27 protein-coding genes and 1 tRNA gene are annotated in these 26,499 nt (G+C 67.1%); 13 read left to right on the forward strand and 15 right to left on the reverse strand.

What is annotated here, in order from left to right; translation table 11 throughout:
* Positions 1–117 precede the first annotated feature (117 nt).
* A complete protein-coding gene (gene amrB / locus DFW101_RS00805) occupies positions 118–984 on the forward strand; it encodes an AmmeMemoRadiSam system protein B (RefSeq protein ID WP_009179635.1) in 867 nt (288 codons plus the stop codon).
* Positions 985–1,112: 128 nt separating this feature from the next.
* Complete coding sequence (locus DFW101_RS00810) at positions 1,113–1,862, forward strand: hypothetical protein (RefSeq protein ID WP_009179636.1); 750 nt, start codon at positions 1,113–1,115, stop codon at positions 1,860–1,862.
* A 76-nt stretch (positions 1,863–1,938) separates the two neighbouring features.
* On the opposite strand, the gene DFW101_RS00815 is transcribed toward DFW101_RS00810, so the two are convergent.
* The 13 genes from DFW101_RS00815 to DFW101_RS00870 form a co-directional block, all read right to left on the reverse strand.
* Positions 1,939–3,075 carry an epoxyqueuosine reductase gene (locus DFW101_RS00815; protein ID WP_009179637.1) on the reverse strand — a complete coding sequence of 379 codons (1,137 nt, stop codon included), beginning with the start codon at positions 3,073–3,075 and terminating at the stop codon, positions 1,939–1,941.
* Between the two features lie 44 nt (positions 3,076–3,119).
* On the reverse strand, positions 3,120–3,554 hold the full coding sequence (locus tag DFW101_RS00820) for a MarR family winged helix-turn-helix transcriptional regulator (protein WP_043642602.1): 435 nt from the start codon (positions 3,552–3,554) through the stop codon (positions 3,120–3,122).
* Positions 3,555–3,815: 261 nt separating this feature from the next.
* Complete coding sequence (gene pnp, locus DFW101_RS00825) at positions 3,816–6,104, reverse strand: polyribonucleotide nucleotidyltransferase (RefSeq protein ID WP_009179639.1); 2,289 nt, start codon at positions 6,102–6,104, stop codon at positions 3,816–3,818.
* A 164-nt stretch (positions 6,105–6,268) separates the two neighbouring features.
* Positions 6,269–6,538 (reverse strand): 30S ribosomal protein S15, encoded by a 270-nt coding sequence (rpsO, locus tag DFW101_RS00830; RefSeq protein ID WP_009179640.1) that lies wholly within the window; start codon positions 6,536–6,538, stop codon positions 6,269–6,271.
* A gap of 4 nt (positions 6,539–6,542) precedes the next feature.
* A complete protein-coding gene (truB, locus tag DFW101_RS00835; RefSeq protein WP_009179641.1) occupies positions 6,543–7,526 on the reverse strand; it encodes a tRNA pseudouridine(55) synthase TruB in 984 nt (327 codons plus the stop codon).
* On the reverse strand, positions 7,516–8,490 hold the full coding sequence (locus tag DFW101_RS00840) for a DHH family phosphoesterase (protein WP_009179642.1): 975 nt from the start codon (positions 8,488–8,490) through the stop codon (positions 7,516–7,518). Before DFW101_RS00840 ends, truB begins: the two co-directional genes overlap by 11 nt.
* Positions 8,471–8,806 carry a 30S ribosome-binding factor RbfA gene (gene rbfA, locus DFW101_RS00845; RefSeq protein WP_009179643.1) on the reverse strand — a complete coding sequence of 112 codons (336 nt, stop codon included), beginning with the start codon at positions 8,804–8,806 and terminating at the stop codon, positions 8,471–8,473. Before rbfA ends, DFW101_RS00840 begins: the two co-directional genes overlap by 20 nt.
* Before the next feature lie 16 nt (positions 8,807–8,822).
* Entirely contained in the window at positions 8,823–9,110 is a 288-nt protein-coding gene (locus tag DFW101_RS00850) for a DUF503 domain-containing protein (RefSeq protein ID WP_009179644.1), read from the reverse strand.
* 96 nt (positions 9,111–9,206) lie between these two features.
* On the reverse strand, positions 9,207–12,179 hold the full coding sequence (infB, locus tag DFW101_RS00855; RefSeq protein WP_009179645.1) for a translation initiation factor IF-2: 2,973 nt from the start codon (positions 12,177–12,179) through the stop codon (positions 9,207–9,209).
* Positions 12,172–12,423, reverse strand: a complete 252-nt coding sequence (locus tag DFW101_RS18830; RefSeq protein WP_009108959.1) for a YlxR family protein — start codon at positions 12,421–12,423, stop codon at positions 12,172–12,174. Before DFW101_RS18830 ends, infB begins: the two co-directional genes overlap by 8 nt.
* Positions 12,420–13,910, reverse strand: coding sequence for a transcription termination factor NusA (nusA, locus tag DFW101_RS00860; RefSeq protein WP_009179646.1), 1,491 nt, complete (start codon positions 13,908–13,910; stop codon positions 12,420–12,422). Before nusA ends, DFW101_RS18830 begins: the two co-directional genes overlap by 4 nt.
* Before the next feature lie 17 nt (positions 13,911–13,927).
* Complete coding sequence (locus DFW101_RS00865) at positions 13,928–14,473, reverse strand: ribosome maturation factor RimP (protein WP_009179647.1); 546 nt, start codon at positions 14,471–14,473, stop codon at positions 13,928–13,930.
* An 85-nt stretch (positions 14,474–14,558) separates the two neighbouring features.
* Positions 14,559–14,634 (reverse strand) — tRNA-Gly (locus tag DFW101_RS00870).
* 249 nt (positions 14,635–14,883) lie between these two features.
* Between DFW101_RS00870 and flgF the strand changes: the two genes are divergently transcribed.
* The 11 genes from flgF to fliW all read left to right on the forward strand — a co-directional run bounded on the left by flgF (position 14,884) and on the right by fliW (position 25,502).
* Positions 14,884–15,666 (forward strand): flagellar basal-body rod protein FlgF, encoded by a 783-nt coding sequence (gene flgF / locus DFW101_RS00875; RefSeq protein WP_009179648.1) that lies wholly within the window; start codon positions 14,884–14,886, stop codon positions 15,664–15,666.
* Positions 15,667–15,691: 25 nt separating this feature from the next.
* Complete coding sequence (gene flgG, locus DFW101_RS00880) at positions 15,692–16,474, forward strand: flagellar basal-body rod protein FlgG (RefSeq protein WP_009179649.1); 783 nt, start codon at positions 15,692–15,694, stop codon at positions 16,472–16,474.
* A gap of 27 nt (positions 16,475–16,501) precedes the next feature.
* The gene (gene flgA, locus DFW101_RS00885) at positions 16,502–17,479 is read left to right on the forward strand and encodes a flagellar basal body P-ring formation chaperone FlgA (protein ID WP_009179650.1); all 978 of its coding nucleotides are present in this window, start codon (positions 16,502–16,504) and stop codon (positions 17,477–17,479) included.
* A gap of 66 nt (positions 17,480–17,545) precedes the next feature.
* Positions 17,546–18,271, forward strand: a complete 726-nt coding sequence (locus DFW101_RS00890; protein WP_009179651.1) for a flagellar basal body L-ring protein FlgH — start codon at positions 17,546–17,548, stop codon at positions 18,269–18,271.
* Between the two features lie 25 nt (positions 18,272–18,296).
* Positions 18,297–19,457: a flagellar basal body P-ring protein FlgI gene (locus DFW101_RS00895; RefSeq protein WP_009179652.1), complete on the forward strand. Its 1,161-nt coding sequence runs from the start codon at positions 18,297–18,299 to the stop codon at positions 19,455–19,457.
* A 2-nt stretch (positions 19,458–19,459) separates the two neighbouring features.
* Positions 19,460–20,500, forward strand: a complete 1,041-nt coding sequence (locus DFW101_RS00900; protein WP_009179653.1) for a peptidoglycan DD-metalloendopeptidase family protein — start codon at positions 19,460–19,462, stop codon at positions 20,498–20,500.
* 36 nt (positions 20,501–20,536) lie between these two features.
* Positions 20,537–21,013 carry a flagellar export chaperone FlgN gene (flgN, locus tag DFW101_RS00905; RefSeq protein WP_009179654.1) on the forward strand — a complete coding sequence of 159 codons (477 nt, stop codon included), beginning with the start codon at positions 20,537–20,539 and terminating at the stop codon, positions 21,011–21,013.
* Positions 21,013–23,142 carry a flagellar hook-associated protein FlgK gene (gene flgK / locus DFW101_RS00910; protein WP_009179655.1) on the forward strand — a complete coding sequence of 710 codons (2,130 nt, stop codon included), beginning with the start codon at positions 21,013–21,015 and terminating at the stop codon, positions 23,140–23,142. Before flgN ends, flgK begins: the two co-directional genes overlap by 1 nt.
* Positions 23,143–23,155: 13 nt before the next feature.
* Positions 23,156–24,712, forward strand: a complete 1,557-nt coding sequence (gene flgL, locus DFW101_RS00915) for a flagellar hook-associated protein FlgL (protein ID WP_009179656.1) — start codon at positions 23,156–23,158, stop codon at positions 24,710–24,712.
* Between the two features lie 119 nt (positions 24,713–24,831).
* On the forward strand, positions 24,832–25,071 hold the full coding sequence (gene csrA, locus DFW101_RS00920; protein WP_009108947.1) for a carbon storage regulator CsrA: 240 nt from the start codon (positions 24,832–24,834) through the stop codon (positions 25,069–25,071).
* Positions 25,047–25,502: a flagellar assembly protein FliW gene (fliW, locus tag DFW101_RS00925; RefSeq protein WP_009179657.1), complete on the forward strand. Its 456-nt coding sequence runs from the start codon at positions 25,047–25,049 to the stop codon at positions 25,500–25,502. The genes csrA and fliW overlap by 25 nt, the downstream gene beginning before the upstream one ends.
* Positions 25,503–25,602: 100 nt before the next feature.
* Here the strand turns inward: fliW and flgM are convergent, their stop codons facing one another.
* The gene (gene flgM / locus DFW101_RS00930; protein WP_009179658.1) at positions 25,603–25,920 is read right to left on the reverse strand and encodes a flagellar biosynthesis anti-sigma factor FlgM; all 318 of its coding nucleotides are present in this window, start codon (positions 25,918–25,920) and stop codon (positions 25,603–25,605) included.
* Between the two features lie 60 nt (positions 25,921–25,980).
* Positions 25,981–26,400 (reverse strand): DVU0524 family FlgM-associated protein, encoded by a 420-nt coding sequence (locus DFW101_RS00935; RefSeq protein WP_043642605.1) that lies wholly within the window; start codon positions 26,398–26,400, stop codon positions 25,981–25,983.
* Positions 26,401–26,499: the final 99 nt, after the last annotated feature.

The following is a 26,499-nucleotide window of genomic DNA, read 5'->3' on the forward strand; positions in this document are numbered from 1 at the left end:
AGGCTGCCCCGCTCTTGTCAACGCGGCCGGAAACAGGCTAGATTGTCCAGGCTGGCCCCTTGTCACGTGGCCCGGGCGGTCCGGGGACGCCCCAGGGAGCCGAAGGAAGGTGACGCCATGTCCCGCCAGACGACCGGTTCCGAGGAATCCCTGGAGTCCCTTGAATTCCAAAGCCGCCAGCCCGTGGTCGCGGGCCGGTTCTACCCTGGCGCCGCGCCCGCGCTGCGCCGGGAGGCCGGAGCCTTTCTGGCCGAGGCCGAGGTCCCGGCCGAGGCCGACGGACCGACGCTTCTGGCCATGGTTCCCCACGCCGGCTACGTCTACAGCGGTTCCGTGGCCGGCCGGACCCTTGGCGCGGCCCGGCTCGCCGGCACGGTGCTGCTTTTGGGCCCCAACCACACCGGGCGCGGCAAACGGCTGGCCGTGTGGCCGTCCGGGGCCTGGGCCGTGCCGGGCTGCGACGTGCCGGTGGCGGCCGACCTGGCCCGGGACCTCCTGCGCGCCGAGGCGCGGCTGTCGCCGGATGCGGCCGCCCACCTGGAAGAGCATTCCCTGGAGGTGCTGCTGCCGTTTCTGTGCGTCAAAAACCCGGCCGTGCGCATTGTGCCCATTGCCGTGGCCGAGCCCGATCCCGACGTCCTGCGGCAGGTGGCCGGGACCATGGCCGGGGTGCTCGGGCAGCGGTCCGAACCGGTCTCCCTCGTGGTCAGTTCGGACATGAGCCACTACGTGCCCCACGAGACGGCCAAGCGGCGGGACGCCCTGGCCCTGGACCGCGTCCTGGCCCTGGACCCGGACGGGCTCTACCGGGTGGTGCGGGAGGCCGGCATCACCATGTGCGGGGTGCTGCCCATGGTGCTTGGCCTGTATCTGGCCAAAGCCCTTGGGGCGCGGGAGGCGGTCCTGGCCGCCTATGCCACCTCGGGCGAGGCCAGCGGCGACTACAACCAGGTCGTGGGATACGCCGGAATCCTGGTGCGCTGACCCCGCGACCACCAACCGCAAGCGGCCGGGGCAACCTTGCGCCAGGCCATGGACTCGATCCGGCTGTGCCGGTAGGAATGCACCGCGCCCGCTCCGCAAGGGGGGCGCGCATACCACGAAGAGGTCGTATGAAACACACCGCAATCGTCCCTTCCGTCGGCCGGATGGCCCTGTCCCTGGTCCTGCTGGTCTGCCTGCTGGCCTCCTGCGCGGTCTACACGCCGCCCCGGCCGCAGATGACCAACGTCGTCAACCCGGCCTCCCTGCCCGGCGCCGTGCGTACGGCCGAGTGGGACATCGGCGCCATGCGCTACGTCTGGCAGGGGCAAGGCATCAACTACAACGAGGCCGGCCTCCTGCCGGTCCTGCTCCTGGTCAACAACCATTCGGGCCGCTACCCCGTCATCTACGCCGAGGAGTGCCGGGGCATCGGCGCGGGCGGCGCGGAATACCCGCCGTACGCCATGGAGCAGGCGGCCGAGGTGGTGTTCGCCTCCACGGCCTACAAGAAGAGCGCCGAGGCGGCCATTGTCGGAGGCCTGACCGGCGCGGCCGTCGGCGCGGGCCTTGGGGCGTTGATCGGCTCGGGCTTCAACCACGGCTGGGGCGCCGGGCCTGGGGCCCTCATCGGCGCCGGCGCCGGGGCCCTCGGCGGCGCGGCCCTGTCCCAGCGGCCGTCCATGGAGCAGTACCGGGCCTCGCTCTACCAGGAGATGGCGACCTACGCCTGGCGGCCGGCCCCCATCGCCCCGGGCGCGCTGGTCCCGGGCTACCTCTACTTCCCGATCAACGCCGGCATCCACTCGGTCCGGGTGGTCCTTCGCGTGGACAACCAGGCCCAGACCTTCATCGTGCCGGTCAGCAACCCGGCCTGGTAGCGGCCTCCCGGGCGAACGCGCCTTCAAACCGGCCCCGGGCAAGTCCCGTGGGCCGGTTTTCCTTTGGCGGCCGGTGCTAGGCCGACCGGGCCAGCGCCTCTTCGATGGCGGCCGCGACCAGGGCCACGGGCTCGGTTCCCCGGGCTCCTTCCAGGGCCCGCTTGGCTTCCGTTCCGCCAATCTTGCCGAGAGCCCAGGCCGCGTGTTCCCGGACCACGGCCTCGGGGTCGCCAAGGGCCTGGCGCAAGTCCGGCACGGCGGCCCTGTCGCCAAGATTGCCGAGGGCGATGGCCGCGTTTCGCTGGTGGTATTTTTTCTCGCGGATGTAGTTGTACAGGAGGAGCTGGGCCGTGGTTTCGAAATACGCCTCGTCCATGTTGACCATCCGATTCAAGGAGAACTCCCGGGCGTGGCGTTCGAGAAACGGGTCTTCGGGCAGCTTGGCCTCCAGGCGCGCCCGGTTTCGGGGGCAGGCCTCCTGGCAGGCGTCGCAGCCGTGGACGCGGGTGCTCATCGCCTCGCGGATGTCGTGGGGGATGGAGTCGGACACGCCCGGGCCGAGGCCGTCCCTGGCAAAGCAGGTATTGAAGGTGATGCAGCGCCTGGGGTTCATGTGGAGCGGCTCGTACAGGGCACCGGTCGGGCAGGCGTCGATACAGGCCCGACAGTTGGGCGGACAATTGACCCTTTCCGTCGGCGCGTCGCAGGCCAGTTCCGCGTCCACCACAAAGGCTTCGAGACAGATGAACGAGCCGGCCCTGGCCGCATAGGCGAAGGTGTTGCGGCCGACGGTCGCCACCCCGGCCCTTGTGGCTGCCGGCCGCAGCGGGACCATGAAGCCCTGGCCCACGGCGCAGCCGTTTTGCCGCAGAAACGAGGCCAGAAGCTCCCGGCGCGCGCCGTGGAGGCGGTTTGGCGGCGGGGTGTAGCACCGGGCCTGGTAGATGCGGCCGATGACGCCGACCAAGCTTTCGGGAAAGGCCGTGCAGCCGAAGTCGTAGGCCACGACCACGATGGAGCGGGCCCCGGGCATAAGCGTCCGGGGCTCGGCCCCGGCAAAGGGACCGGCCGGACGCTTCATGAGGAAATCATACTGGTCGTTTCGGGCCGAAAGCTCGGCCCGGTAGTCCGCAAAGGCGTCGGCCGCTGTGAAGCCGACGGCGGCGTAGCCGATGTCCAGGGCGTATTCCTTGATGTTCTCGGTCAGGGACATGAAGGCTCCTTTGAGTGTAGGTACACACTTTTCGGCAAAAAAAATCAGCCGCCGAAAGTCTGGAGCCCGGCCAGGACGGCGGCCAGCCCGTCCAGGCCGGGGCGGCCGAGGCGGTCTTCCAGTTCGGCCTGGGCCGTCCGCCATAGGGGCTCGGCCTTTGCGAGGGCCAGACGTCCGGCCTCGGTCAGGCGCAGGTGCCGGACGCGGCCGTCGGCCGGATCCGGGCTCGCGGCCACCAAGTCCCGGTCGGACAGGACCTTCAGGTTTCGGACCAGGGTCGTGCGGTCCAGGCCCATGGCCGCGCCGAGGTCCCCGGCCGTGGCCGGTTCCAGCCGGGAGAGGGCGCGCAGGAGCGAATACTGGGTGACGGCCAGGCCGCTTGGGGCCAGCCGCTCGTCGTAGAGGCGGGTGACGGCCCGGGTGGCCCGGCGCAGTTTGGCACAGTGGCAGGGGGAGAGCAGGGGAGTGGTTGCGTTCATGGGCTTCCCGTTGGCTGTCGGCGACGATTCGTGCATATGCACGTATCCTATGAGGCCACCGGCCGACGCGTCAAGCCCTTCCCCTCCCCTCCAGGACTTGGCCATAAAAAAGGGGACCTCCCCCAAGGAAGGCCCCCCATAAAGCGATACCAAGGCGCGCGGCGCGGATGGCCCACCCCCGTCGAGGGGGTCCGGGGGGATCATCCCCCCGGCGGGTCCAGGGCAGGGCCCTGGCGGGGTTCGGGGCGGAGCCCCGATTCCCTAGCTGCGTCCGCCGCGATCACCCCCGCGGTCGCCGCCGCGTCCGCCACGGTCGCCGCCGCGGTCGCGGTCGTAGCCGCCCCGGCGGTCGCCGCCGCGGTCGAAGCCACGTCCGCCGCGATCGCCGCCGCGTCCGGGGCCGCCGGTCTTGGCGTAGTCGGCCGGGTCGAAGGCGATGCCCTTTTCTTCATTCATGACGGCCTTGCGCGACAGGCGGATACGGCCGGAGGGTTCCTGTTCCAGAACCTTGACCTCCAGCTCCTGGCCCATCTTGACCACGTCAAAGGGGCTCTCGACCCGCTCGATGTCGAGCTGGGAGACGTGCACGAGACCTTCGAGGCCGGGCAGGATCTCGACGATGACGCCGCAGTCGATGATCTTTTTGACCTTGCCCTTGTAGTTGGCGCCGACGTCGGCGTGCTGGTCGTAGTACTCGACCCGGGCCCGGGCCTTTTCCATGGATTCGAGGGTCGGGGCGAAAATCGAGATCTTGCCCGTGTCCTCGATGTCGATGGAGGCGCCGGTTTCGGCCGTGATGGCCTTGATGTTCTTGCCGCCGGGTCCGATCACTTCACGGATCTTTTCCGGATTGATGTGCACCACGGCCAGCTGCGGGGCCAGGGGCGACAGTTCGGGCCGGGGGGCGGCCAGCACTTCGGCCATGCGGCCGAGGATGTGCAGGCGGGCTTCCTTGGCCTGGTTGAGGGCCTGGCGCATGACGGCCTGGGGGATGCCCGTGATTTTGATGTCCATCTGGATGCCGGTGATGCCGTCGGCGGTGCCGGCCACCTTGAAGTCCATGTCGCCCATGGCGTCCTCGTCGCCGAGGATGTCGGTCAGGATCAGGAAGTCGTCGCCTTCCTTGATCAGACCCATGGCGATGCCCGCGACCGGCTGCTTGATGGGCACGCCCGCGTCCATAAGGGCGAGCGACGCGCCGCAGACCGAAGCCATGGACGAGGAGCCGTTGGACTCCATGACCTGGGAGACCACGCGCATGGTGAACGGGAATTCCTCCGGACCGGGCAGGACCGGCAGGACGGAACGCTCGGCCAGGGCGCCGTGGCCGATATCCCGGCGCGACGGGCCGCGAAGCATTTTCACTTCACCGACGCAGTAGGGCGGGAAGTTGTAGTGGAGCATGAAACGCTTGTACGTTTCGCCGTTAAGCGTCTCGATCTTCTGCTCGTCCCCGGTGGAACCGAGCGTGGCCACGCAAAGGGCCTTGGTCTCGCCCCGGGCGAACAACGTGGATCCGTGGGTCCGGGGCAGGACGCCGACCTGGATGCCGATCGGGCGAACCGACTTGGTGTCGCGGCCGTCGAGGCGGATGCCGGTTTCCTTGATAAGGGCGCGCAGGAGCTTTTTCTCCATGGCCTCAAGGACTTCGCCGGCCTTCATCTTGTAGGTGGGCTGGTCCGGGAAGGCTTCGACCACGGCGGCCATGACGGCCTGCTTGACAGCGCGCCGGGCATCGCGGCGGGGCATCTTGTCCTTGATGGTGAAAGCTTCCTTGAGGCCTGCTTCGGCCGCCTGACGCACCACGGCCTCAAGCTCCTCGTTGGGAGCCGGCGGGGTGAAGGCGATCTTGGGCTTGCCGGCCTTTTCCCGCATCTCCTCCTGAAGGTCGAGGAGCGGCTGCACGGCCTTGTGCCCCCATTCCAGGGCGTCGGCCAGCAGGTCTTCGGAAACGAAGCGGCCGCCGCCCTCGACCATGACCACGGCGTCGCGCGAGGCGGCGAAGGTCAGGTTGAGCACGGCCCCGGCGTTGATCATGGGCACGGTCGGGTTCAGCACGAACTGGCCGTCGATATACCCCACCCGGCCGCCGGCGATGGGGCCGTGGAAGGGGATCTTCGAAATGTGCAGGGCCGTGGAGGCGGCGGTCAGGGCCAGGACGTCCGGCTCGACCTGGCCGTCGGCCGACAGGACCGTGGCGATGATCTGGACCTCGTCGCGGAAGCCCTTGGGGAACAGCGGCCGGCAGGGACGGTCGATCAGCCGGCACACGAGCACTTCGCGCTCGGACGGGCGGCCGATCTCGCGGCGGAAATACGAGCCCGGGATGCGGCCGGCGGCGTAGGACATTTCCTGGTAGTCGACGACCAGCGGGAAAAAGCCTTTTTCCTCGGCCAGGGCCTGGGTGCAGGCCGTGACCAGGACGACCGTGCCGCCGGACTGGATCCAGACGGCGCCGTCTGCCTGGTTGGCCAGGCGGCCGGTTTCCAGGATGATGGCATTGCCGCCGACGGTGGTTTCGAGACGAATGGGATCAAAAGACATTGTCATGGACACCTCGCTGGAGAAAGGGATGGGCAGAGTATGGTGGCCGACCCTCCCGACATGCAGCAGGCGCGACGGCTGCCGGGACGTGCGTCCCGAGAGCGGGCGCGCATAATGCATGCGCGGGAAGGAGGGGGCCGGCCCCAAGGACCGGCCCCCGATTCGACGTCCTACTTGCGAAGGCCAAGCTTCGCGATCAGATCGCGATAGCGTTGCACGTCCTTCTTCTTCAGGTAGTTTAAAAGTTTGCGGCGCTGGCCGACGAGCTTCAAAAGACCGGTCCGGGAATGGTAGTCCTTGGGGTGGGACTTGAAATGCCCGGTCAGGTAGGTGATGCGCGACGTCAGCAGGGCGACCTGGACCTCGGGGGAACCGGTGTCGCCTTCGTGCTTTTTGTGATCCGTGATGACCTGTGCCTTGTCTTCGGCAGTCATAACCACAGCGCTATCCTCCAGAGTTGGGGGTGGATGTTCGCTCGGGGACGGTCTGTCCGCCGGGCCGGGCCGGTTGCGGGTCGCCGAAGAGACCGCGCACGATGGCCCACCTGCTGCGCCCGCCGTCCGTTCCTTCGGCCCTGGCCAGGGCCAGGGGCCTTTTCGCCTCGTCCGTCAGCAGGGCGTTCGTGCCGGCCGGCAGGGCCGGGTCGGCGGGAACGCGCACGCCCTGGCGCACCAGGGCGGCCTCGGCGGCCGTCAGCGACACCGTCGGCCAGTGGGGAAGCGCCGCCTCGATGGGAATGATCCGATCGGGCAGCGTTCCCGGGGCGTCCAGGATGTCGGCCAAGTCGTGCGCCTGCGTCAGGTCGAAGGGACGGCTTGCTTCCCGGGTCAGGGCGGTCATGACGGCGCCGCATCCAAGTCGCTTCCCCAAGCTGTGGACCAGGGAGCGTATATAGACGCCTGAAGAGACCCGAACCCGGAAAGTCGCCGACGGCGGTTCGTTCGTCACGATCCGCGCGTCGAAAACGGAAATTTCCTTGTGCTTGACCGGAACGTCCAGGCCCTTTCGGGCCAGTTCGTAGAGGGGCCGTCCCTGGTGTTTGGCCGCCGAATAGGCCGGCACTTCCTGGCTCGTCTCCCCGGTCCAGGCCGCAACGGCCTCGGCCAGGAGCTCGGGAGTGACGTGCTCCCACGGAGCCTCGGCCGTCACGGCCCCCTGGATGTCGTAGGTGTCCGTGGTCTGCCCGAGGCAGAGGCCGCCGAGATAGGTCTTCTCGCCTTCCATCACATAGGGCGCGATCTTGGTCGCCTCGCCAAGGAGCACGACCAGCACCCCGGCGGCCAGGGGATCGAGCGTCCCGGCATGGCCGATCTTCGACTGGCCGAGCCTTTTTATGGCCGTCAGGCAAGCGTTGGACGTGGGCCCGCTCGGTTTGTTGAGGACCAGCACCCCGTGGAGCTGGCAGGCCGAAATCTTCCTACGCCCCACGGACAGCCTCCACGGCCTGGGCCACGGCTGCGGCCAGGACGTCCTCGGCCTCGGCCAGGGGCAGGGACAGCGTGCCGCCGGCGGCGTTTTTGTGGCCGCCCCCGCCGAACGCGGCGGCCACGGCCTGGATGTCGACCGCGCCGACCGAACGCAGGGAAAATTTGAGCCCGCCGGCCGGCAGTTCGCGCACCAGGATGGCCGCGTCCACGCCCTTGATGCGCAGGGCGTTGTTGATAAGCCCCTCGCAGTCCTCGGGGCCGGCTCCGGCCCGCTTGAGCATTTCCTGCGATACCCTGATCAGGCCGACCTGTCCATGGTCACGCAGGGAAAGCTCGCCCAGGGCCTCGGACCACAACCGCACCCGGCCGACAGTCCACTGGTTCTTGATGCGGGCCCCGGTCGCGCCCACGTCGAGCCCGCCCCGGATGAGCTCGGCTCCGAGTTCCATGCAGGTGGCCGTGGTGCCGCTGAAGCTGAAAAAGCCCGTGTCCGTGGCCATGGCCGTATAGAGGGCCTCGGCCAGGGGGCCGGTAAGCGGCACGCCAAGGTCCTTGGCGAGCAGGGCCACCATCTCGCCCGTGGCGCAGTGGCCGGGCGAAACCCAGTTGACGGCCCCGAATCCCGGGTTGCCGAGGTGGTGGTCGATGACGGCCATGCGGGCCGGATCGAGGATGTCCCGGAGCCTGCCCAGGCGCGGGGCGTCGCCGCAGTCGAGGACGATGGCCAGGTCGTAGTCGTCGGAGGCCGGGGCGGCCAAAAGCGGTCCGGGCAGCTCCATCCAGCCGTACTGGGGCGGCACCGGCGAGTCGTTTAAAAGGGTGAACGTCTTGCCGAGCGCCTCGAGGACAAAGCCCATGGCCGCGGTGGAGCCCAGGGCGTCGCCGTCCGGCGAGGCGTGGGCGGCCACCAGGAAGGTCCGGCCTTCCCGGATGCGGCGGACGATCTCATGCCTCGGGGTGGGCATAGACCATGTCCTCAAGGTAGGTGTCGCGGGCGAAGCGCAGTTCGGGCACGAACTTCATGCGCAACCGTTGGCCAAGGAGGGTGCGCAAAAAACCCTTGGCCTGTTCGAGGCCCTTGGCCGCCGCGGCCATCCGGGCCTCGTCGCCGCTTAACGTGTAATAGACCCGGGCGATGGACATATCGGCATTGAGGGCCACGCCGGAAATGGTGACGAGTTCCAGGCGGGGGTCCTGGACGTCCTCAAGGAGGGCCGTGGCCATTTCGCGGGCGATCTGGTCGGCAAGTTTCGTGGACCGGCGTGATTCGGGGCGCTTCATAGACTGTTCCGGTGGTTCAAAGCGTGAGTATCTCGATGTCGTCGTCCACGAGTTCGGCCTCGGCCGTGGCCACGACCATGTTGAGGGCCTTCTGGAGCAGGCCCCGGGCATAGGTGGCGTCGGCGGAAATGGTGACGGCGGCAAGGACAAGGGTGTCCAGGGATTCCTGCATGGCGGTCTCGGCCGCGGCCACGTTGAATTTGTTGCGAAGCTTCCGTTTGAGGCTCTGGGCCACGCGGCGCTTGCCCTTGAGGGAGTCGTTGCCGTGGAGGGCGAATTGGAGCGTGAGGACGCCTACGACCATGGTGTGCCTTCCCCCGTCGCCGGGGGGTGCCTGGCCGGCTGGCCGGCCGGCTTCGGAAACGGGGGGCGTGGGCCGCCCCCCGCACCGTATCGTCCGTTACAGCGTGGCTTTCTCTTCCACCGACTCGAAGGCCTCGATCACGTCGCCGACCTTGATGTCGTTGTAGTTTTCAAGTCCCACGCCGCATTCATAACCCTTGGTGACTTCCTTGACATCGTCCTTGAAGCGGCGAAGCGAAGCCAGCTTGCCGGTGTAGACCACCACGCCGTCGCGCACAAGCCGCACCCCGGCATTTCGGGTCAGCTTGCCGTCGAGCACGCCGCAACCGGCCACCATGCCGACCTTCGGCACGCTGAAGGTGTCGCGGACCTCGGCCTGGCCGAGATACTGCTCGCGGATCAGCGGGGCGAGCATGCCGGACATGGCGTCCTTGATCTCGCTGACCAGCTTGTAGATGATGTCGTAGAAGCGGATGTCAACGCTCTCGCGCTCGGCCATTTCCTTGACCTTGATGGTCGGCCGGACGTTGAAGCCGATGATGATGGCCTGGGAGGCCGAGGCCAGCAGGATGTCGGACTCGGTGATGGCCCCGGCACCCGTGTGGATGATGTTGACCTTGACCTTTTCCGTGGACAGCTTGTTGACGGCGTCGGAAATCGCCTCAAGGGAACCCTGGACGTCGGTTTTCAGCACCAGGTTGAGCGTCTGGGCTTCGGCGTCGGGCTTGCTGGCCAGGAAGGTCTCGAGGGTCACCTTGGAGGCCTTGCCGAGTTCGCGTTCGCGCTGTTTGATGGAGCGGGCGTCGGCAATGCGGCGGGCGACCTTGTCGTCCTCGAGTCCGACGAACTCGTCGCCGGCCTCGGGCACGCCCTCGAAGCCCTGGACCTCGACCGGGATGGCCGGTCCGGCTTCCTTGATCTTCTTGCCCTGGTCGTCGAACACGGCCCGCACGCGGCCGGAGAAGACGCCGCAGACAAAGGCGTCGCCCTGGTGCAGGGTGCCTTCCTGGATGAGCACCGTGGCCACGGGGCCGCGGCCCTTGTCGAGGCGCGCCTCGACGATATGGCCCCGGGCCAGCTTGTCCGGGTTGGCCTTGAGCTGCAGCACTTCGGCCTGCAACAGGATCATTTCGAGCAGTTCGTCGAGGCCGATTTTCTGCTTGGCCGAGACGTTGGCGAAAATGGTCTCGCCGCCCCATTCCTCGGGCACAAGGCCGAGTTCGCCCAGTTCGCGCTTGACCCGGTCCGGGTTGGCGTCGGGCTTGTCGATCTTGTTGACCGCGACCACGATGGGCACGCCGGCGGCCCGGGAGTGGTTGACCGCCTCGCGGGTCTGGTCCATGACGCCGTCGTCGGCGGCCACGACCAGGACCACGATGTCGGTCACCTGGGCGCCGCGGGCGCGCATGGCGGTGAAGGCCTCGTGACCGGGGGTGTCGAGGAAGACGATGTCGCCCCGGGCCGTGGACACGTGGTAGGCGCCGATGTGCTGGGTGATGCCGCCGGCCTCGCCGGACACCACGTTGGAGAAGCGGATGGCGTCCAAAAGCGACGTCTTGCCGTGGTCGACGTGGCCCATGATGGTGACGACCGGGGGACGGGGCTTCAAGTCTTCCGGCTTGTCCGCCTCGGCCGCGATCAGGTAGGCGTCCTCGGAGAAGCCGAACTTCTCGACCTCGAAGCCGAATTCCGACGCGGCCAGGGTCGCGGTTTCCACGTCCAGGGACTGGTTGATGGTGACGAGGGCCCCGAGGCCGAGCAGGACCTTGATCAGGTCCTGGGCCTTGGCTCCCATCTGCTTGGCCAGGTCCGAGACGCGGATGGTCTCTTCCATGCGGATCTTGCGCTTGGCCTGCTTCATGGGCTGGGCACCGGCGTCGACCTTGGTCTGGAGGAAGTCGTCGCGATTTTTCTTGCGCTTGAATTTGCCGCCCATGCGGCCGCCGGTGCGGTCCTGGACGTCGCCGGGCTTCTTCTTGCCGCCGCCCTTGCCGGCGCCGAGGCCGCCCTTGCGGCGGGCTTCCTCTTCGGCGCTCTGGGGCGTGAACTCGACGACCCGACGGTCTTTCTTGCGCTTCTTGGCGTCGTCGGTCGGTGCCGGGGGTGCCCCGGGCACGGGCCGGCCGGCCGGGCGGGGAGCGCCGCCCGGCGCGCCGCCGGGCGTGAACCGGGGCGCGCCGCCGGGAGCCGGACGGGCGCCCGGACGCGGGGCCTCGCGTCCGGCCGGACGGGGAGCGGGGGTCGGCTCCTTTTTCGGATCGGGCATGGAAATGATGCGGACCTTGGGTGCGGTCGGCTCGGGCCGCCGAGGCTTGCGGCGGCGGTCGGCCGCGGCGTCGGCCTGGGCCTGGTCCGTCGGGGCGGCGGCTTCACCGGCTGCGTCGGCGGCGACCGGGGCGGTCGTGTCCCCGGTTGCTCCGGTCGGTTCGCCGGCCTGGGCTTCGGCCGCTGCCGGGGCCTCGGGAGCGGCCGTTTCGGCCGGGGCGGAGGCGTCTTCCGCGCGCTCGGGAGCGGCGGTTTTCTCCTCGGCGGCTTCCGGGGCCGGAGCGACCGGTTCTTCGGCCGGGGCGGGCTCGGGCGCTTTTTCCGGCGCCGGGACATGGGCCGGCCGGATGACCCGGGCGGTTTCCATGATGACGGGCCGGGCGGCCGGAGCCTCTGCTTGCGAGGCCGGTTTCGCGGCCACGGGCTCCTCGGCCACGGACGCCGTTTCCGGCGCCGTTTCGGGTTCCGGGCTGTCGACGGGCATCGCCTCGTGGCTGGCCACGGGTGTCGCCTCGGCCGCGGCCTCGGGTTCCGGAGTCACGGGGGCGGCCGTCGCCTGGGGGGGCGGGGGCGGGGCGGCCTTGCGGCGGCGGACGATGACGCCGGGTTGGACCTCGGTGTCGATGATCTGGGCGCGGCCGGAGTCGCCCTGGCGCACCCGGGCCCGAACCTGGCTCGCTTCCTCGTCGGAGAGCGTGCCCATCTGGCTTTTGACCTGGATGCCGAGCTCGCGCAGGATTTGGAGCATCTCTTTGTTGCCGACGCCCAGATCCTTGGTAATGTCCTTGATTCTGATCTTATTCACCTTGACCCCCCCTCCGGCGCCTGGACCGCCCGGAGTATTTCGAAAATTTCTCGGCGCATGCGGGGTTGGCGCAGAGATAGTGCCCCCGTCCGGGCATGTGGGCCCGGGGATCGGGCACGAGGCATTGTCTGTCACCGGGCGCGGCCACGTGGCGCAGCAGGTCGCTCTTGGAAAAACGGGTGCGGCAGATCACGCACATGCGCGTGGGAATGGCGGGACGTCCCGGCGTATCGTGTTGCGTCATCGGGTGGTATCCGTCTCCGGGGTATGCGGTGCGGCGTCGTCGCCTTCCTTGGAAATATCCTGGGGGTCTGCCGTTTCGACGTCCTGGGGGACGGCCGGCGCGGCGTCTTGTCCATCCGCCTCGGCGTCCTGTCCATCCGCCGCTTCGGCGCCTTGTCCATCGGTCGCCTCGACGTCTTGCGCTTCCGATGCCTCGGCGTCTTGTGCTTCCGACGCCTCGGCGTCCTCGCCTTCCGCCGCCGCGTCCCGGGTGGCCACCACGCCCATGAGCTTGAGGGCCGCGCGCAGGTCGTTGCGTTTGGACGGCGTCATGCCGCTTATGGCGTCGATGGCTTCGTCGGGCGCGTCGGCCAGCTGTTCCATGGACTCGAAGCCGGCGGAGATGATGTTGTCCACCGGAATCTCGGCCACGCTCGCCAACTGCTCCAGGAACTTCTTGGACGCGTTGACCTCGCGGAAGCGGGATTCGGTGAAAATGTCGATCTTCCAGCCAAGAAGCTTGGCCGCCAGCTTGACGTTTTGTCCCTTGCGGCCGATGGCCAGATTGAGCTGGTCGTCGGTGACCACCACCTCGAGGGCCTTGTCGTCCTCGTCCACGGAAATCCGGGTGACCCGGGCCGGGGACAGGGCGTTGGCGGCGTAGGTGGCGATTTCCGGATTCCAGACCACGATGTCGATCCGCTCGCCGCGCAGTTCCTGCACGATGTTCTGGATGCGCGAACCCCGGATGCCGACGCAGGCGCCGACCGGATCCACGTCCCGGTCCTTGGAGATGACCGCCACCTTGGCCCGGGAGCCGGGATCGCGGGCCACGCCCACGATCTTGACCGTGCCGTCGGAGACTTCCGGCACCTCGCGGGCGAAAAGGGCCTTCATGTAGTCGGCGTGGGTGCGCGACACGATGATCTGGGGGCCGCGGCCGGAAGGCAGGACCTCGATGATATAGGCCTGGACCCGGTCGCCGCGCTTGTAGCGCTCGCGCGGGATCTGCTCTTCCTTGGGCAAAAGGGCCTCGGTGCGGCCGAGGTTGATGATCCAGCCCGACCGGTCGCGGCGCTGGATGATGCCGGAAATGATCTCGCCCTTCCTGTCCTTGTATTCCTCGTAGATGATCTCCTGCTCGGCGTCGCGCATGCGCTGGATGATCACCTGCTTGGCGGACTGGGCCGCGATGCGCCCGAGGTCCTCGACCGTGAGCTTGAAGCCCATCTCGTCTTCCAGGGCCACGTTGGGGTCGATGGCCCGGGCGTCGGCCAGGCAGATCTCGGCGGCCGGATCGGCCACGTCGTCGTCTTCCACCACGACTTTGAACTGGTAGACTTCGATCTCACCCTGCTCGTCGTTGTAGCTGACCTCGACGTCGAGGTTTTCGCCGTATTTGCGGATCACGGACGAGCGGACGGCTTCCTCCAGGGTATCGACCAGCAGGTCACGGTCTATGCCCCGGTCCTTGCTGATCTGATCGATAGCTTTTTTCAGTTCCGTCATGGGGTTACCTCCGAGGCTCAGGACGACGCGTCGTCCCCGGCCCCTCCTTCGGAAATGGCGTCAAAGGCGTGGATGAGGCGGACTTTTTCCGCCTCTTCAAAATCAAACGAAAGCGGGAAGGCTTCGGGGGCCGCGTCGACCAGTATGGTGACGCGTTCGCCCTCGACCGCCGTCAGCACCCCCTTAAACCGCTTGCGGCCGTCGCGGGGCACGGTCAGCTTGGCCTCGATGACCTGGCCGACGTAGGCGGGAAGCTGGGCCGGCTCGAAAAAGCGCCGTCCGAGGCCCGGCGAGGAGACTTCCAGGACATAGGGATCGTGGAAGAGGTCTTCCATCTCCAGCAGCGTAGCCAGGTGCCGGCTGGCCCGGGCGCACTCGTCGATGGTCACGCCCCGGCGCTCGGGCGTACGCGGCGTATCCGCGGCCAAGTCGAGGTAAAGGCGCACCAACTGGCGATGGCCCGACGCAGCCAGTTCCACACCCCAGACCACAAGGCCCATGGAGGCGAGGAAGGGGGAGATGAGCTCCCGTATTTTATCCGGCACGACGTGTGTTCGGTGCATGGCGTCCTTTGTCAGCAAAAAAAAAGTGGACCGATCGTCAGGCCCACCTTGTCACGACAACCGTTCGGTTGGGAGACTCAGGTTTTGGAGCGGGCGACGAGGATCGAACTCGCGACACCAAGCTTGGGAAGCTTGTACTCTACCAGCTGAGCTACGCCCGCTCGAATGGAAGGAAATACCACTTCACCCGCATTTGTCAAGACAAGTTGGGCGGGCTGAGGAAAAAACCAAGCCCGGGCCAGGGCGGCTCCCGACGCTTCCGGCTGTGGCGGGGATTGGGAGTAGATCCCTGTTTCGCCGGATTGTCAAACACGCCGTGCGCCGGCCGGGGCGGCCACGGCCCTGTCCCCGGCCGCCGCCTCCCCCTGGCCCGCATGTTGCAAAGCCCGGGCCGAGGAGGACTGCGTCCCATGGAAATGAGCATGTACAGCGCCCTGTTCGGGGCCTTGTCCACGGAAACGCGCCTGAATTTGTCCGCCAATAATTTGGCGAACATCAACACCACCGGCTACAAGCGCGACCGGGTGGCCTTCGAGGACACCTTCAAGCGCTACGCCCACGACTACCATGTCGACCCGCGCGGCGACCTCCGCGAGAAGGAGATCTTTCCCCGGGCCGATTTGATCGCCAAGCCGCGCCTGGCCATGCAGACCATCGACTTCTCCCAGGGCGCGCTCCAGCTGACCGGCAATCCGCTCGACCTGGCCATCCAGGGGCCGGGATTCTTCAAGGTCTCGAACGCCGGCGGCACCTACTACACCCGAAACGGCGCCTTCCACCGCTCCTCCCAGGGCATGCTCGTCACCGACCAGGACTACCCGGTCCTCGGCAACGGCGGCCCCATCCAGATCCCGGACGGGCGGAGCTTTTCGGTCGACGCCACGGGCGCGGTCTACGTCGACGGCGGCCAGGTGGCGCAAATCGACGTGGTCAATGTGCAAAACCCCGACGCCCTCCGGAAATACGGGGCCAACCTCTACACGGCCGCGGACGGTGCCACCGTCCAGGAAGGCCCGGCCGAGGGCGGCACCACCCAGGTGGCCCAGGGCTACCTGGAAAAACCCAATGTCGAGGTGGTGGAGGAGATGGTCACCATGATCGAAACCCAGCGGACCTTCGAGGCCTACCAGAAGGTCATGACCAACTCGAACGAGCTCGACACCAAGGCCATCCGCATGGGCACGGAAAAATAGCAAGGCGTAAGGGAGGAAGAACATCATGATGCGTTCCCTTTGGACGGCCACCACCGGCATGGTGGCCATGCAGATGCAGATAGACACCATGTCCAACAACCTGGCCAACGTGAACACGGTCGGCTTCAAGAAGAGCCGGGCCGAGTTCGAGGACCTGATGTACCAGACCCAGCAGGTGGCCGGCACCGAGACCGTGGGCGGCAACCGCCTGCCCACGGGCCTGCAGGTCGGCCTTGGCGTCAAGCCGACGACGGTCCACAAGTTCTTCACCCAGGGCGACCTGCAAAACACCGGCAACCAGCTCGACATCGCCATCCAGGGCGAGGGCTTTTTCAAGGTCGACGTCAACGGCCGCGACCTCTACACCCGGGCCGGCTCGTTCAAGCTCAACCAGGACGGCACCATCGTCACGGCCAACGGCTATCCGCTCCAGCCGGCCTTTTCCGTGCCGGCCGGCACCAAGTCCATCACCATCACGGAAAACGGCCACCTGTCCTGCCTCGACCAGAACGGGGCCGCGCAAGGGGAGACCGACATCCCGCTTTATACCTTCATCAACAGCCCCGGCCTGACCGCCGAGGGCAGAAACCTCTATTCCACCACCCAGGCCTCGGGCGACGCCCAGGAAGTGACCCCCGGCGACCAGAATGCCGGCACCCTGGCCCAGGGGTTTCTCGAGATGTCAAACGTGGAGCTCGTGGACGAAATGGTCGGGCTCATCGTCGGCCAACGGGCCTACGAGGCCAACTCCAAGGCCATCACCACGGCCGACGGCATGCTTCAGACCGCCGTCAACGTGAAGCGGTAACCGGACCCCGGGACCCAGGAGAACGCCATGAAACGCCGCATGCTCCGCTCGGCGCTCGCCGCCGTCATGTGTCTGTCCGTGTTCCTGGCCGCCTGGCCGGCCGGGGCCGCCCTGTGGCGGCTCTCCGTCAGGGAGGCGGCCACGGCCGCGGGCGAACGGGTGCTCTTGTCCGAAATCGCCTCGCCCCAGGGCGAGTTCCCGGCCGAGGCCTGGGCCGCGCTCGGGGCCACGCCGCTGTGGTATTCCCCGGAGACCGTGGGCAAGCAGACGGTCATCGCCGCTTCCAAGGTCCTGGAGGGCCTGCGCTACTACCTGCGCGACGCGCCCGTGGAATACGTCCTGCCAAACCAGCTGACCCTCATGCGCGGGGGCAGGGTGGTCCCGGGCGAGGAGCTTCGGGCCATGGCCGTCGAAACCTTGACGCCGAAGATCGCGGCCCTTGGACCCGAGGCCAGGCTGGTGTCGGTGTCCGTGCCGGACCACCTTTTTGTCGATGACCAGTCCACGGGCGTGACGGTCGAGGCCGGGGAGGCCGGCGCCGGAAAAATGCCGTTCAAGTTCGTGGTCGCCGGCTCCGGGGCAAGGATATTGCAACAGGTCCCGGCGGAAGCCGTGGTCGAATATTTCGCCCGCGTGCCCGTGGCCATCAAACCGATCATGCCCAAGGACGGAGCTGCCGTGGAACAGAGCGCCTACGTGTACGAACGCCGCAACATGGCCGGAATCAAGGGCCGGATTTTCGAGCCCGGCGACAGCCAGTGGCGGGCCAGGCGGGGGGTCGGCGCGGGCCAGGTCATCATGGCCGACGAGATGGAGCCCATGCCGCTGGTCCTTCGGGGCGATCAGGTCAAGGTGGTCTACGAGGGCCGGTCCCTGCGCCTGACCCTCCTTGGCGAGGCCTTGAGCGACGGGGCCCCGGGCGGCAGGATCACGGTCAAAAACCCCAAAAGCACCCGGGAAATCACCGGGATCGTCCGGGACAGGTCCACGGTGGTGGTGCAGTAGCCGGATGGGGCCGGCCACAGGGATGTGTCCGGCATGAGCGCCCCGAGCCCAAAGGATGGAACCGAAATGAAACGCAACACACTTTTTCTCCTGGTATTGGCCGGATGTTCCCTGGCTGCCTGCGCCCCGGCCTCGAAAAAGGCCGCGCCCATGCCGCAGGTCACGCCGACCGTGGCCAAGGCCCCGCCGCCGGCCGAAAATCCGGGCTCGGTCTTCAGCCAGAACCAGCCCACTTTTCTTTTCGACGACACCCGGGCCCGGCGCATTGGCGACATCCTGACCATCAACATCGTGGACACCTCCAAGTCCGACCTCAAGGCCGAGACCAAAAACGACAAGACCGCGAGCAACGTCCTTGGCGTCGGCAGCTACTTCGGCAACAAGGACCTGGCCGGCAACCTGTCCGGCCAGCTCGGCGGCCCCAATTTCGGCATGAAGGGCCTGGTCGGCTCCGATCCCATGGTCAGCACCAACACGGCCGAAAAGTTCCAGAGCAAGGGCGAGACCAAGCGCGAGTCGGCCGTGACCGCGGCCATCGGCTGCCGCATCGTCAACATCCTGCCCGGCGGCGTCATGCAGGTCGAAGGGGCCAGGCAGACGCGCGTCAACAACGAAAACCAGATCATCGTGGTCCGGGGACTCGTGCGGCCCATCGACGTCGGCCCGGACAACACCGTGCCCTCGACCCAGCTGGCCGACTGCCAGATCGAATACTACGGCGAGGGCGACCTGGCCGACCGCCAGAAGAGCGGCTGGCTGACCCGCATCCTCGACAACGTCTGGCCGTTTTAAGGGATTTTCCAGGGAGCGTATGGACATGCACCCACGTCACGCATGCGATGCCGGCCGCCAGGGCGTCCTGGCCAAGCCCGACCCGGCGGTCATTTTTCTGACGAGCCTGCTGGTTCTGGCGGCGATCCTTTTCTGCCTGGCCCGGCCGGCCCACGGCGCCCGCATCAAGGACATCGCGAGCGTCTCCGGCATGCGCAAAAACCAGCTCGTCGGCTACGGCCTGGTGGTCGGGCTTTCGGGCACGGGCGACCAGCGCGGCTCGGACTTCACGGTCCAGTCCATCTTCAACATGCTGGACAAGATGGGCGTGCGCGTGGACCGGGCGACGCTCAAGCCCAAAAACGTGGCTGCGGTCATGGTCACGGCCCAGATGCCGGTCTCGGCCAAGCCGGGCAGCCGCATCGACGTTACGGTCTCCTCCCTTGGCGACTCCACGAGCCTGCTTGGCGGGGTCCTGCTCGTCACGCCGTTAAAGGGCGTTGACGGCAACATCTACGCCATCGCCCAGGGCTCGGTCCTGGTCGGCGGCGTGTCGGCCCAGGGGGCCGGGGCGTCGGTGTCCAAGAACATCACCACCGTCGGCATTCTGCCGGGCGGGGCCAATGTGGAGCGGGCCGTCGCCTTCTCGTTCAACGACCAGACCGACCTGACGCTTTCCCTGCGCAATCCCGATTTCTCCACCGCCACCCGGGTGGCCAAGCGGGTCAACGAGACCATGGGCGCGGCCATGGCCACGGCCGTGGACGCCGGCACCATCCGGCTGGCCGTGGCCCCGGAAAACCAGGGCAACCTGACCCCGCTCATGGCCGCCATCGAGAACATCGAGGTGACGCCCGACAGCCGGGCCCGGGTGGTGGTGGACGAGAAGACCGGCACCGTCGTCCTTGGCCAGAACGTCCAGATCTCGCCTGTGGCCGTCACCCACGGCAACCTCCAGATCCAGGTCCAGGAATCGGCCGACGTGTCCCAGCCCCTGCCGTTCTCGGGCGGCCAGACCGTGGTCACGCCCCAGACCAACATCGGGGTCAACGAGGAGAACAGAAAGCTCAAGATGATCGAGGGCGCGACGTTGCAGGAACTGGTCGAGGGCTTAAACGCCCTCGGCGCCACGCCCCGGGACCTCATCAGCATCCTGCGGACCCTGGAATCGTCCGGGGCCCTGGCCGCCGACCTGGAGGTCAACTAGCCGTGAGCCTCCCGGACGGCATGGGCGATCTGGCCGCCACCGCGGCCATGCAGGACGACGTCGCGCAGAAGCTGCGCGTGGACGCCCTGCAAAAGAGCCTGGCCGGCGGCAAGACCAAGGAAGCCAAGCTGCGCGAGGCCTGCCAGGGTTTCGAATCGGTCTTCATTTCCCAGCTTTTCGCCAAGATGCGGGCCACCGTGCCCAAGGACGGCATCCTCCACGGCCAATACGAGGACCAGTACTATTCCATGTTCGACAAGGCCATGAGCGACAAGATGGCGGCCGACGGCGGCATCGGCCTGGCCGATATGATGTACCGGCAGCTGAAGGGCAAGGTCCTCGGCCAGGACGAGGGTGTGGCCGGAAAGGGCGACATCGTGCCGGCCAACCGGCTGGCGCCCGCCCACATCCCGGCCGGCCAGGCCGGCCATGCCGATCCCGCCCTGGCCGCGTCCGGTAAGGCCGGCGCCGCCGGCCTTTCCGAGGATGACGAGGATGACGACGGGGCGGCGGCCGCCGATCCGAGCCTGGCCACGGCCCTGGCCCGGCCCGGCGTCGATGCCCTGGCCGCCTCCCATGCCCCGGCGACCGCGACGCCCGTGGACCCGGCCGCGGCCCAGGCCCAGGCCGCCGTGCCCTTAAGCGCCCCGGTCACGGGGGACATCACCTCGGAGTACGGCTGGCGCAGCGATCCCTTCAAGGGCAAGCGGGCCTGGCACGCGGGCATGGACATCGCGGCCACCAGCGGCAGCCAGGTCTCGGCCTGCTGGGACGGCACGGTCGTTTTTGCCGGCACCAAGGGGGGCTACGGCAACGTGGTCGAGATCGAGCATCCGGGAGGATGGAAGAGTGTTTACGGGCACTTGCGCGGTTATTCCGTCAAGGCCGGCGAGACCGTCGCGGCTGGCGGAAAAATTGCAGAGGTAGGCAGCACCGGGCGTTCCACCGGGCCGCATCTACACTTCGAGCTGCGCCGGGGCGGCGAGACGGTGGACCCGGAAACCCTGCTGGCCGGGTCGGGACTGCTTCAAGGTGTGATGTAAACAGCCGTAATCGTTTGTGATGAAGGGGAAACGGCCATGATCGTGAGAATTCTTTCCAATCTCCTGCGGCAGCAGCGGGCCGTGATGCTTCTGGAAGTCCTGCAAAAGGAAGAATTTTCCCACCTGACGGCCCGCAACCCCGGCGGCGTGGCCTCCATCGAATTTTCCATCCAGGAGCTGTTGCGCCAGCTGGCCACCGAGCGCCGCTCCCTGCACGCCCTGTACGCGGCCCTGGATCCGGCGGCGAAGCGCCTGGCCGACGTCATCGGCCGGTTTTCCCCGGAGCAGGCCGAACAGGCGGGCAAGCTCTTTGCCGGCATCGACGCCACCGAGCAGCGGTGCGCCAAGCAGGCCGGCCGCAACTACGCCATGGCCCTTGGTCTCTACGACGTGACCAAAAGCAGCCTGGACAACCTCCAGAATCTGCTCATTCCCAAAAAGACCGTCTACGGAGCCAAGGGCCGCATCGGCCGGGCCGCGCCCGGGGCCAGCCTTTTTAGCGGGAGGCTCTGATGTCGAGCCTGAGCTCCCTCCTGTCCATCGGGCGTTCGGCCCTGTCCACGTCCCAGGCCGCCCTGCAGGTCACGGGCAACAACATCGCCAACGTCGACACCGAGGGCTACAGCAAGCAGACCCTCATCACCAAGGACGGGAGCTACGTCAGCGGCTCGGCCGGACAGCTCGGTTCGGGCGTGGTGGCCCAGGAGGTGGTCCGCTCCCACGACCAGTTCATCGAGGCCCAGTACCTGCAGCGGGGCACGGCCCGGGACCGGTTCCAGACCCTGTACGCGGGCCTGTCCAGCATGCAGAACCTGGTCAACGAGTCCAACAGCAAAGGCGTGAACGCCTCCCTGTCGAACCTGTTCGGCGACTGGGGCGATCTGACGGGCAACACGGACAGCGCGGCCACGCGCCAGACCATGCTCGACGACACCAACACGCTCCTTGGCCTCTACCGGTCCATGTCCTCCTCCATCGAACAGCTCCGGAGCCAGGCCGACCAGGCCATCGCCGCCGACGTCGAAACCGTCAACCAGCTGGCCAAGGACATCGCGGACCTCAACAAGCAGATCAACTCGACCCAGGTCGACGGCCAGAATATCCCAAACGGCCTCTACGATGCCCGCGACAAGAAGATCCGCGAGCTCTCGGCCCTGGTCGACGTCAACGTCATCGACAACGGCCGGGGCAACCTCACGGTCAACACCAATGCCGGCCAGACCATCGTCGACGGCATGGTGTCCTACGAATTCAAGTACGAGCAGGGCAAGACCGTGCGCCAGCTCTCCAGTGACTCGATCACGGCCGGCTCCGACGTCCAGGCCTATTACGAAGGCAGCGACACGTCCGAATATACGCTCCGGGTGAAGACGAGCGGCGGCCTCGGCGGCGTCGGCGGCGCGACTTTCGAGGCGTCGCTTGACGGCGGCAAGACCTGGCTGACCAACGACGACGGCACTGTCGCCACCTTCCAGGCCGACGGCGACACCGGCAAGGTCAAGGTCGGCGACCTCGACGTCTGGTTCGGCTCGACCACCGATCCGACCGACGCCACGGGCACCCTGGAGGAGGGCGACACCTTCACCCTGGTCCCCAAAAAGGCCCTGTACTGGTACACCACGGCCGGCACGCCGGTGAACGTCACCCCCCAGCAGTACGGCGACGGCACGGACAACCCCTCGCGCCTGACCGGCGGCTCGCTGACCGGCACCTTTCTTTTCCGCGACGAGGAACTCGGCAGCTACCAGAAGACCCTCGACGCCATGGCCAAGTCCCTGGTCTGGGAAGTCAACCGCATCCACTCCCAGGGCGCGGGCCTGACCCCCTTCACCGAGGTCCAGGGAAGCTACAGCGTCAACGATTCCACGGCCGCCCTGTCGAGCGCCGGGGCCGGCCTGGCCTTCGGCGACCGCCTGGAAGCCGGGTCCTTCATGATGTACGTCTACGACGCCGACGGGAAGCTGGCCACGGACGCCGCGACCGGCGAGCCGATCCAGGCGGCCATCCAGGTCGATACGGGCGATCTCGCCCACGATTCCCTGGACGACATCGTGGCCTCGATCAACACCGCCTTTTCGCCGACCTACCTGACCGCCTCGGTGGTCAACGGCCGGCTTTCGATCGCCTCGGCCACGGGCAGCAGTTTCCGGTTCGGCGACGATTCCTCCGGGGCCCTGGCCGCTCTTGGCGTCAACACGCTCCTGACCGGATCCACGGCCGGGGATGTGGCGGTCAACAGCGTCGTGGCCAGCGACACCAACAAGGTCTGCGTCGGCCATGTGGGCGCCGACGGCCTGCTGGCCTCGGGCGACAACACCACGGCCAAGGCCCTCGCGGCCCTCGAGGACAAGGACATCTCCTTTTACGTGACCGGCCAGGCTCCGGTCAGCCAGACCCTCGGCGAATACTACAGCGGCCTGGTCGGCAAGATCGGCTCGGATACGGCCAACGCCTCGTACCAGGCCTCCTACCAGAGCACCCTGGCCGCCCAACTCGACGCGGCCCAGCTGTCTGCCTCGGGCGTCAACCTGGACGAGGAATTGACGAACATGATCAAGTTTCAGCACTCCTATCAGGCCGCGGCCAAGCTCATCAGCACGGCCGACCAGCTGATGGAGACGGTGCTTGGGCTGAAAAACTAGCCCGGAGGTCCCCATGGCCATGCGCGTCACCCAGCAGCTCATCTACGGCAACGTCATCAGCCAGAACAACGCCGCCCTGTCCCGGCTGATGGAGACCAACAACCAGGCCTCCACCCAAAAGCGCATCAACGCCCCCTCCGACGACCCCAACGGCGCGGTGACGGTGCTCAATACGCGGGCCGACATCGACCAGCTCGGCCAGTACAAGCGCAACATCACCACGGCCAACGGCTGGCTCAACCAGGCCGACAGCACGCTCACTTCGGTCAGCACGCTCATTACCACCATCAAGGGCTACGCCGAGCAGGGGGCCACCGGCACGATCACGGACGAGAACCGGGGCGAGATCGCCTCGGCCGTCAGGCAGTATTTCCAGCAGCTCATCTCCCAGGCCAACACCACCTACAGCGGCAACTCGCTGTTCGCGGGCCAGAAGACCGACACCGAGGCCTTTACCGAAGGACTCGGCATGACCTCCAACGACACCGCCTTCGACACGGCCCTGGCCGCCTGGCCGAACCCCGGCTACACCGTCGAGGGCGACACCGACTCGACCGTGCTCGTGCAGTTCACCGACACCACGGCCAGCCCGCCCGCCTTCGAGTACACTGCCGATGGCGGCCAGACCTGGACCGCCGGCACCTATTCGGCCACGCCCGCGGCCGGGACGCAAACCCTCCAAATGGGCGGCGTCAACCTGACCATGTCGGACGGAGCGCTGGCCGCCGCGAAAGCCAGCGCCAACCACGAGGATTCGAGCGGCACCTGGCTGTGGATTCGTCCGGCGGCCTACTATCAGGGCAACACCAAAGAAGACATCGCGGTGACCAGCGCCAACAATGCCGTCGTCGCGTCGGCCGAGGGCACTTTTTCCGGCAACGTCATGGTCCGTGTCGACGACACCACCAGCGGGCCCACTTATTCCTATTCCTACAGCACCGACGGCGGCACGAGCTGGATGACCGGCAACAAGTCCGGCCTGCCCGGGCCGCCGACGTCCCTGTCCGTTCCCGGCGGGGTCCTGACCCTCTCCGGCACCCCGGCTGACGGCGACCAGTTCTTCATCCAGCCGAGCACGACCGATATCAGCCTGGCCATTTCCCCGACCGATTCGGTCGTGGTCAACGGGGTCGGCAAGGACATCTTCGGCGGCATCTACGAAAAAACGGTCGCCAACCCGACTCCGCCGCCGGCGAACGTCAAGCTCAACCAGGCCGCCACCTTCAACGGTTCCGACGCCGCCAACCTGTTCGAGACCGTGGGCAAGCTGGTCGGCTACCTGGAAACCAACAACCAGGCCGGCTGCCAGGAGGCCCTCGACAACCTGACCGCCTCCCAGCAGCAGATCCTGACCACCGCGGCCTCGGTCGGCGCCAAGGAAAACCGGGTCACCTCGGCCGGGACCATGGTCGACACCCTGGCGGAGAATTCCACCACCACCTTGAGCAAGGTGGAGGACGCGGACCTGACCACGCTCATCACCAAGCTTTCCGAGCAGGAGCTGGCCTACCAGGCCGTGCTCAAGTCCTCGAGCATGGTCATGAATCTGTCGCTGGTCAGCTACATTTAGATGGCCGGCGGCCGCCCACCCGTTGACAAGGGGTGCCCCCGCCGCGTAAGACCCATCCTAACAGGGCGCGAAGACGGAATTTTTCCCGCCCGGAACACTAATTGGGGGCGTGGGCGTTCATGCTCATTTTGACCCGAAGGCCGGGCGAGAGCCTGCACCTCGGCGACCACATCAAGATCACTGTCCTTGGCGTCCAGGGCAAGCAGATCAAAATCGGCCTCGAAGTGCCCGACGATATGCAGGTGTATCGCGAAGAGGTTTATCTGCGGGTGCTCGAGCAGAATCGGCAGGCGCTTTGCGCCTCGGATTCCGATGTCCTGGCAGCGGCGAAGTTATGGCCAAAAAAAACGAACGAGTAGTGGAAACGCGCCTTGGGCGCATGAGTCTGCCCGAGGACCGCGTGCTGACCTTTCCACGGGGTCTGATCGGTTTCATGGGCCACCGGGAATTCACCCTGATCCAGGTACGCGAGGAATCGCCGTTTCTGGTCCTGCAAAGCCTCGATGATCCCAAGCTCGGCCTGCTCGTGGCCGATCCCTACAGTTTCATGACCGAATACGAGGTCGTCATCGGCGACGCCGACCGGCGGCTTCTCGGCATCGAAACCCGGGAACAGGCCACCCTCCTCGTGACCGTGACCATTCCCCAGGGCATGCCCGAGCGGACCACCCTCAATCTGAGCGGCCCCATCGTGCTCAACAACGAGGCCCGCATCGGCCTGCAAATCCCCCAGACCGACTCCCGCTACCCGGCCCACTACACGCCGGGCATGGTCCCGACCAGGAAATAAGCGCCCGGCCGGCCCCCGCCGTCGGGTCCCCGCAAAAAGAAAAGCCTTCCAGACCGGTTGCCGGCCTGGAAGGCTTTTTTGCCGGGAAGGCGGATCGGTTCTAGCCGAACAGGTCCGACTCCATGGTCAGCATTTTTTCCGCGATCTTTTTGGAGTCCGGCTGGTAGGTGCCGGCATCCACCTGGGCCTTGAGGGCGGCCACCCGGTCCGAGCGCACCTCCGGGGCGTCCTTGGCCTGGCTGGCGGCCAGGGAGACCAGCTTGGCGCCGTCGGACAGGGTCACCCGGTCGGAGCCGACGGCGCCGCCGGATTCGGCACTCTTGCCGCGTCCGGCGCCAGCCGTCTCGCCGGCTTCGCCCCGGCCGACCCGGCTTTGGCCGTAGGATTGGTTGATGCCCAGTACCGTCTTGATGTCCATGGCTACCCCCTCCCGCATTCTCCGTCGCATCATACCTATCGGCAGCGGGGGGACCGAAATTTAGAGCATTGTCTCGTCTACTTTTTCCAGGGCCAATTCCCATAACCGCTTGAATGTCGCGGCCTTGACCTCTCCGGTCAGTTCCTCGGGCGCGCTTTCGTCGCGGACTATGAAAATGCGCATCTCCTGGTCTTCCGGAGGATAGGCGAAAAGGAGCGGGAATCCGAGTTCCTCTTCCAGTTCGGCCTTGATCTCCTCCACCACCGGCGTGTCCGATCCGGTCACAAGGCAGTTTTCCACGATCTCCGCCGCCACCCGGCCGACCAGTTCCCGGCGTTTGGCCTCCCGGGAGATCCGGACGTCGTCCTCGGCCTCGGCGGCCACGAGCGAGCGTCGGTAGCGGGCCAGGCGCCTGGCCGTGGTCACCTGCCGTCCGTAGGTGCGCAGCATGGCGCGGACCTGGTAGGGGAGGGCGGTCACGGCGTATAACTCCTTCTCACGGCACTTATCGGACGCTAAGACCATACCTTTAGGGCCTTCCTCGAAAAAAATCCACGCCAAAGGGGCGGCCCCCAAGCC

Source organism: Solidesulfovibrio carbinoliphilus subsp. oakridgensis (genome assembly GCF_000177215.2).
Classification (GTDB): Bacteria; Desulfobacterota; Desulfovibrionia; order Desulfovibrionales; family Desulfovibrionaceae; genus Solidesulfovibrio; species Solidesulfovibrio carbinoliphilus.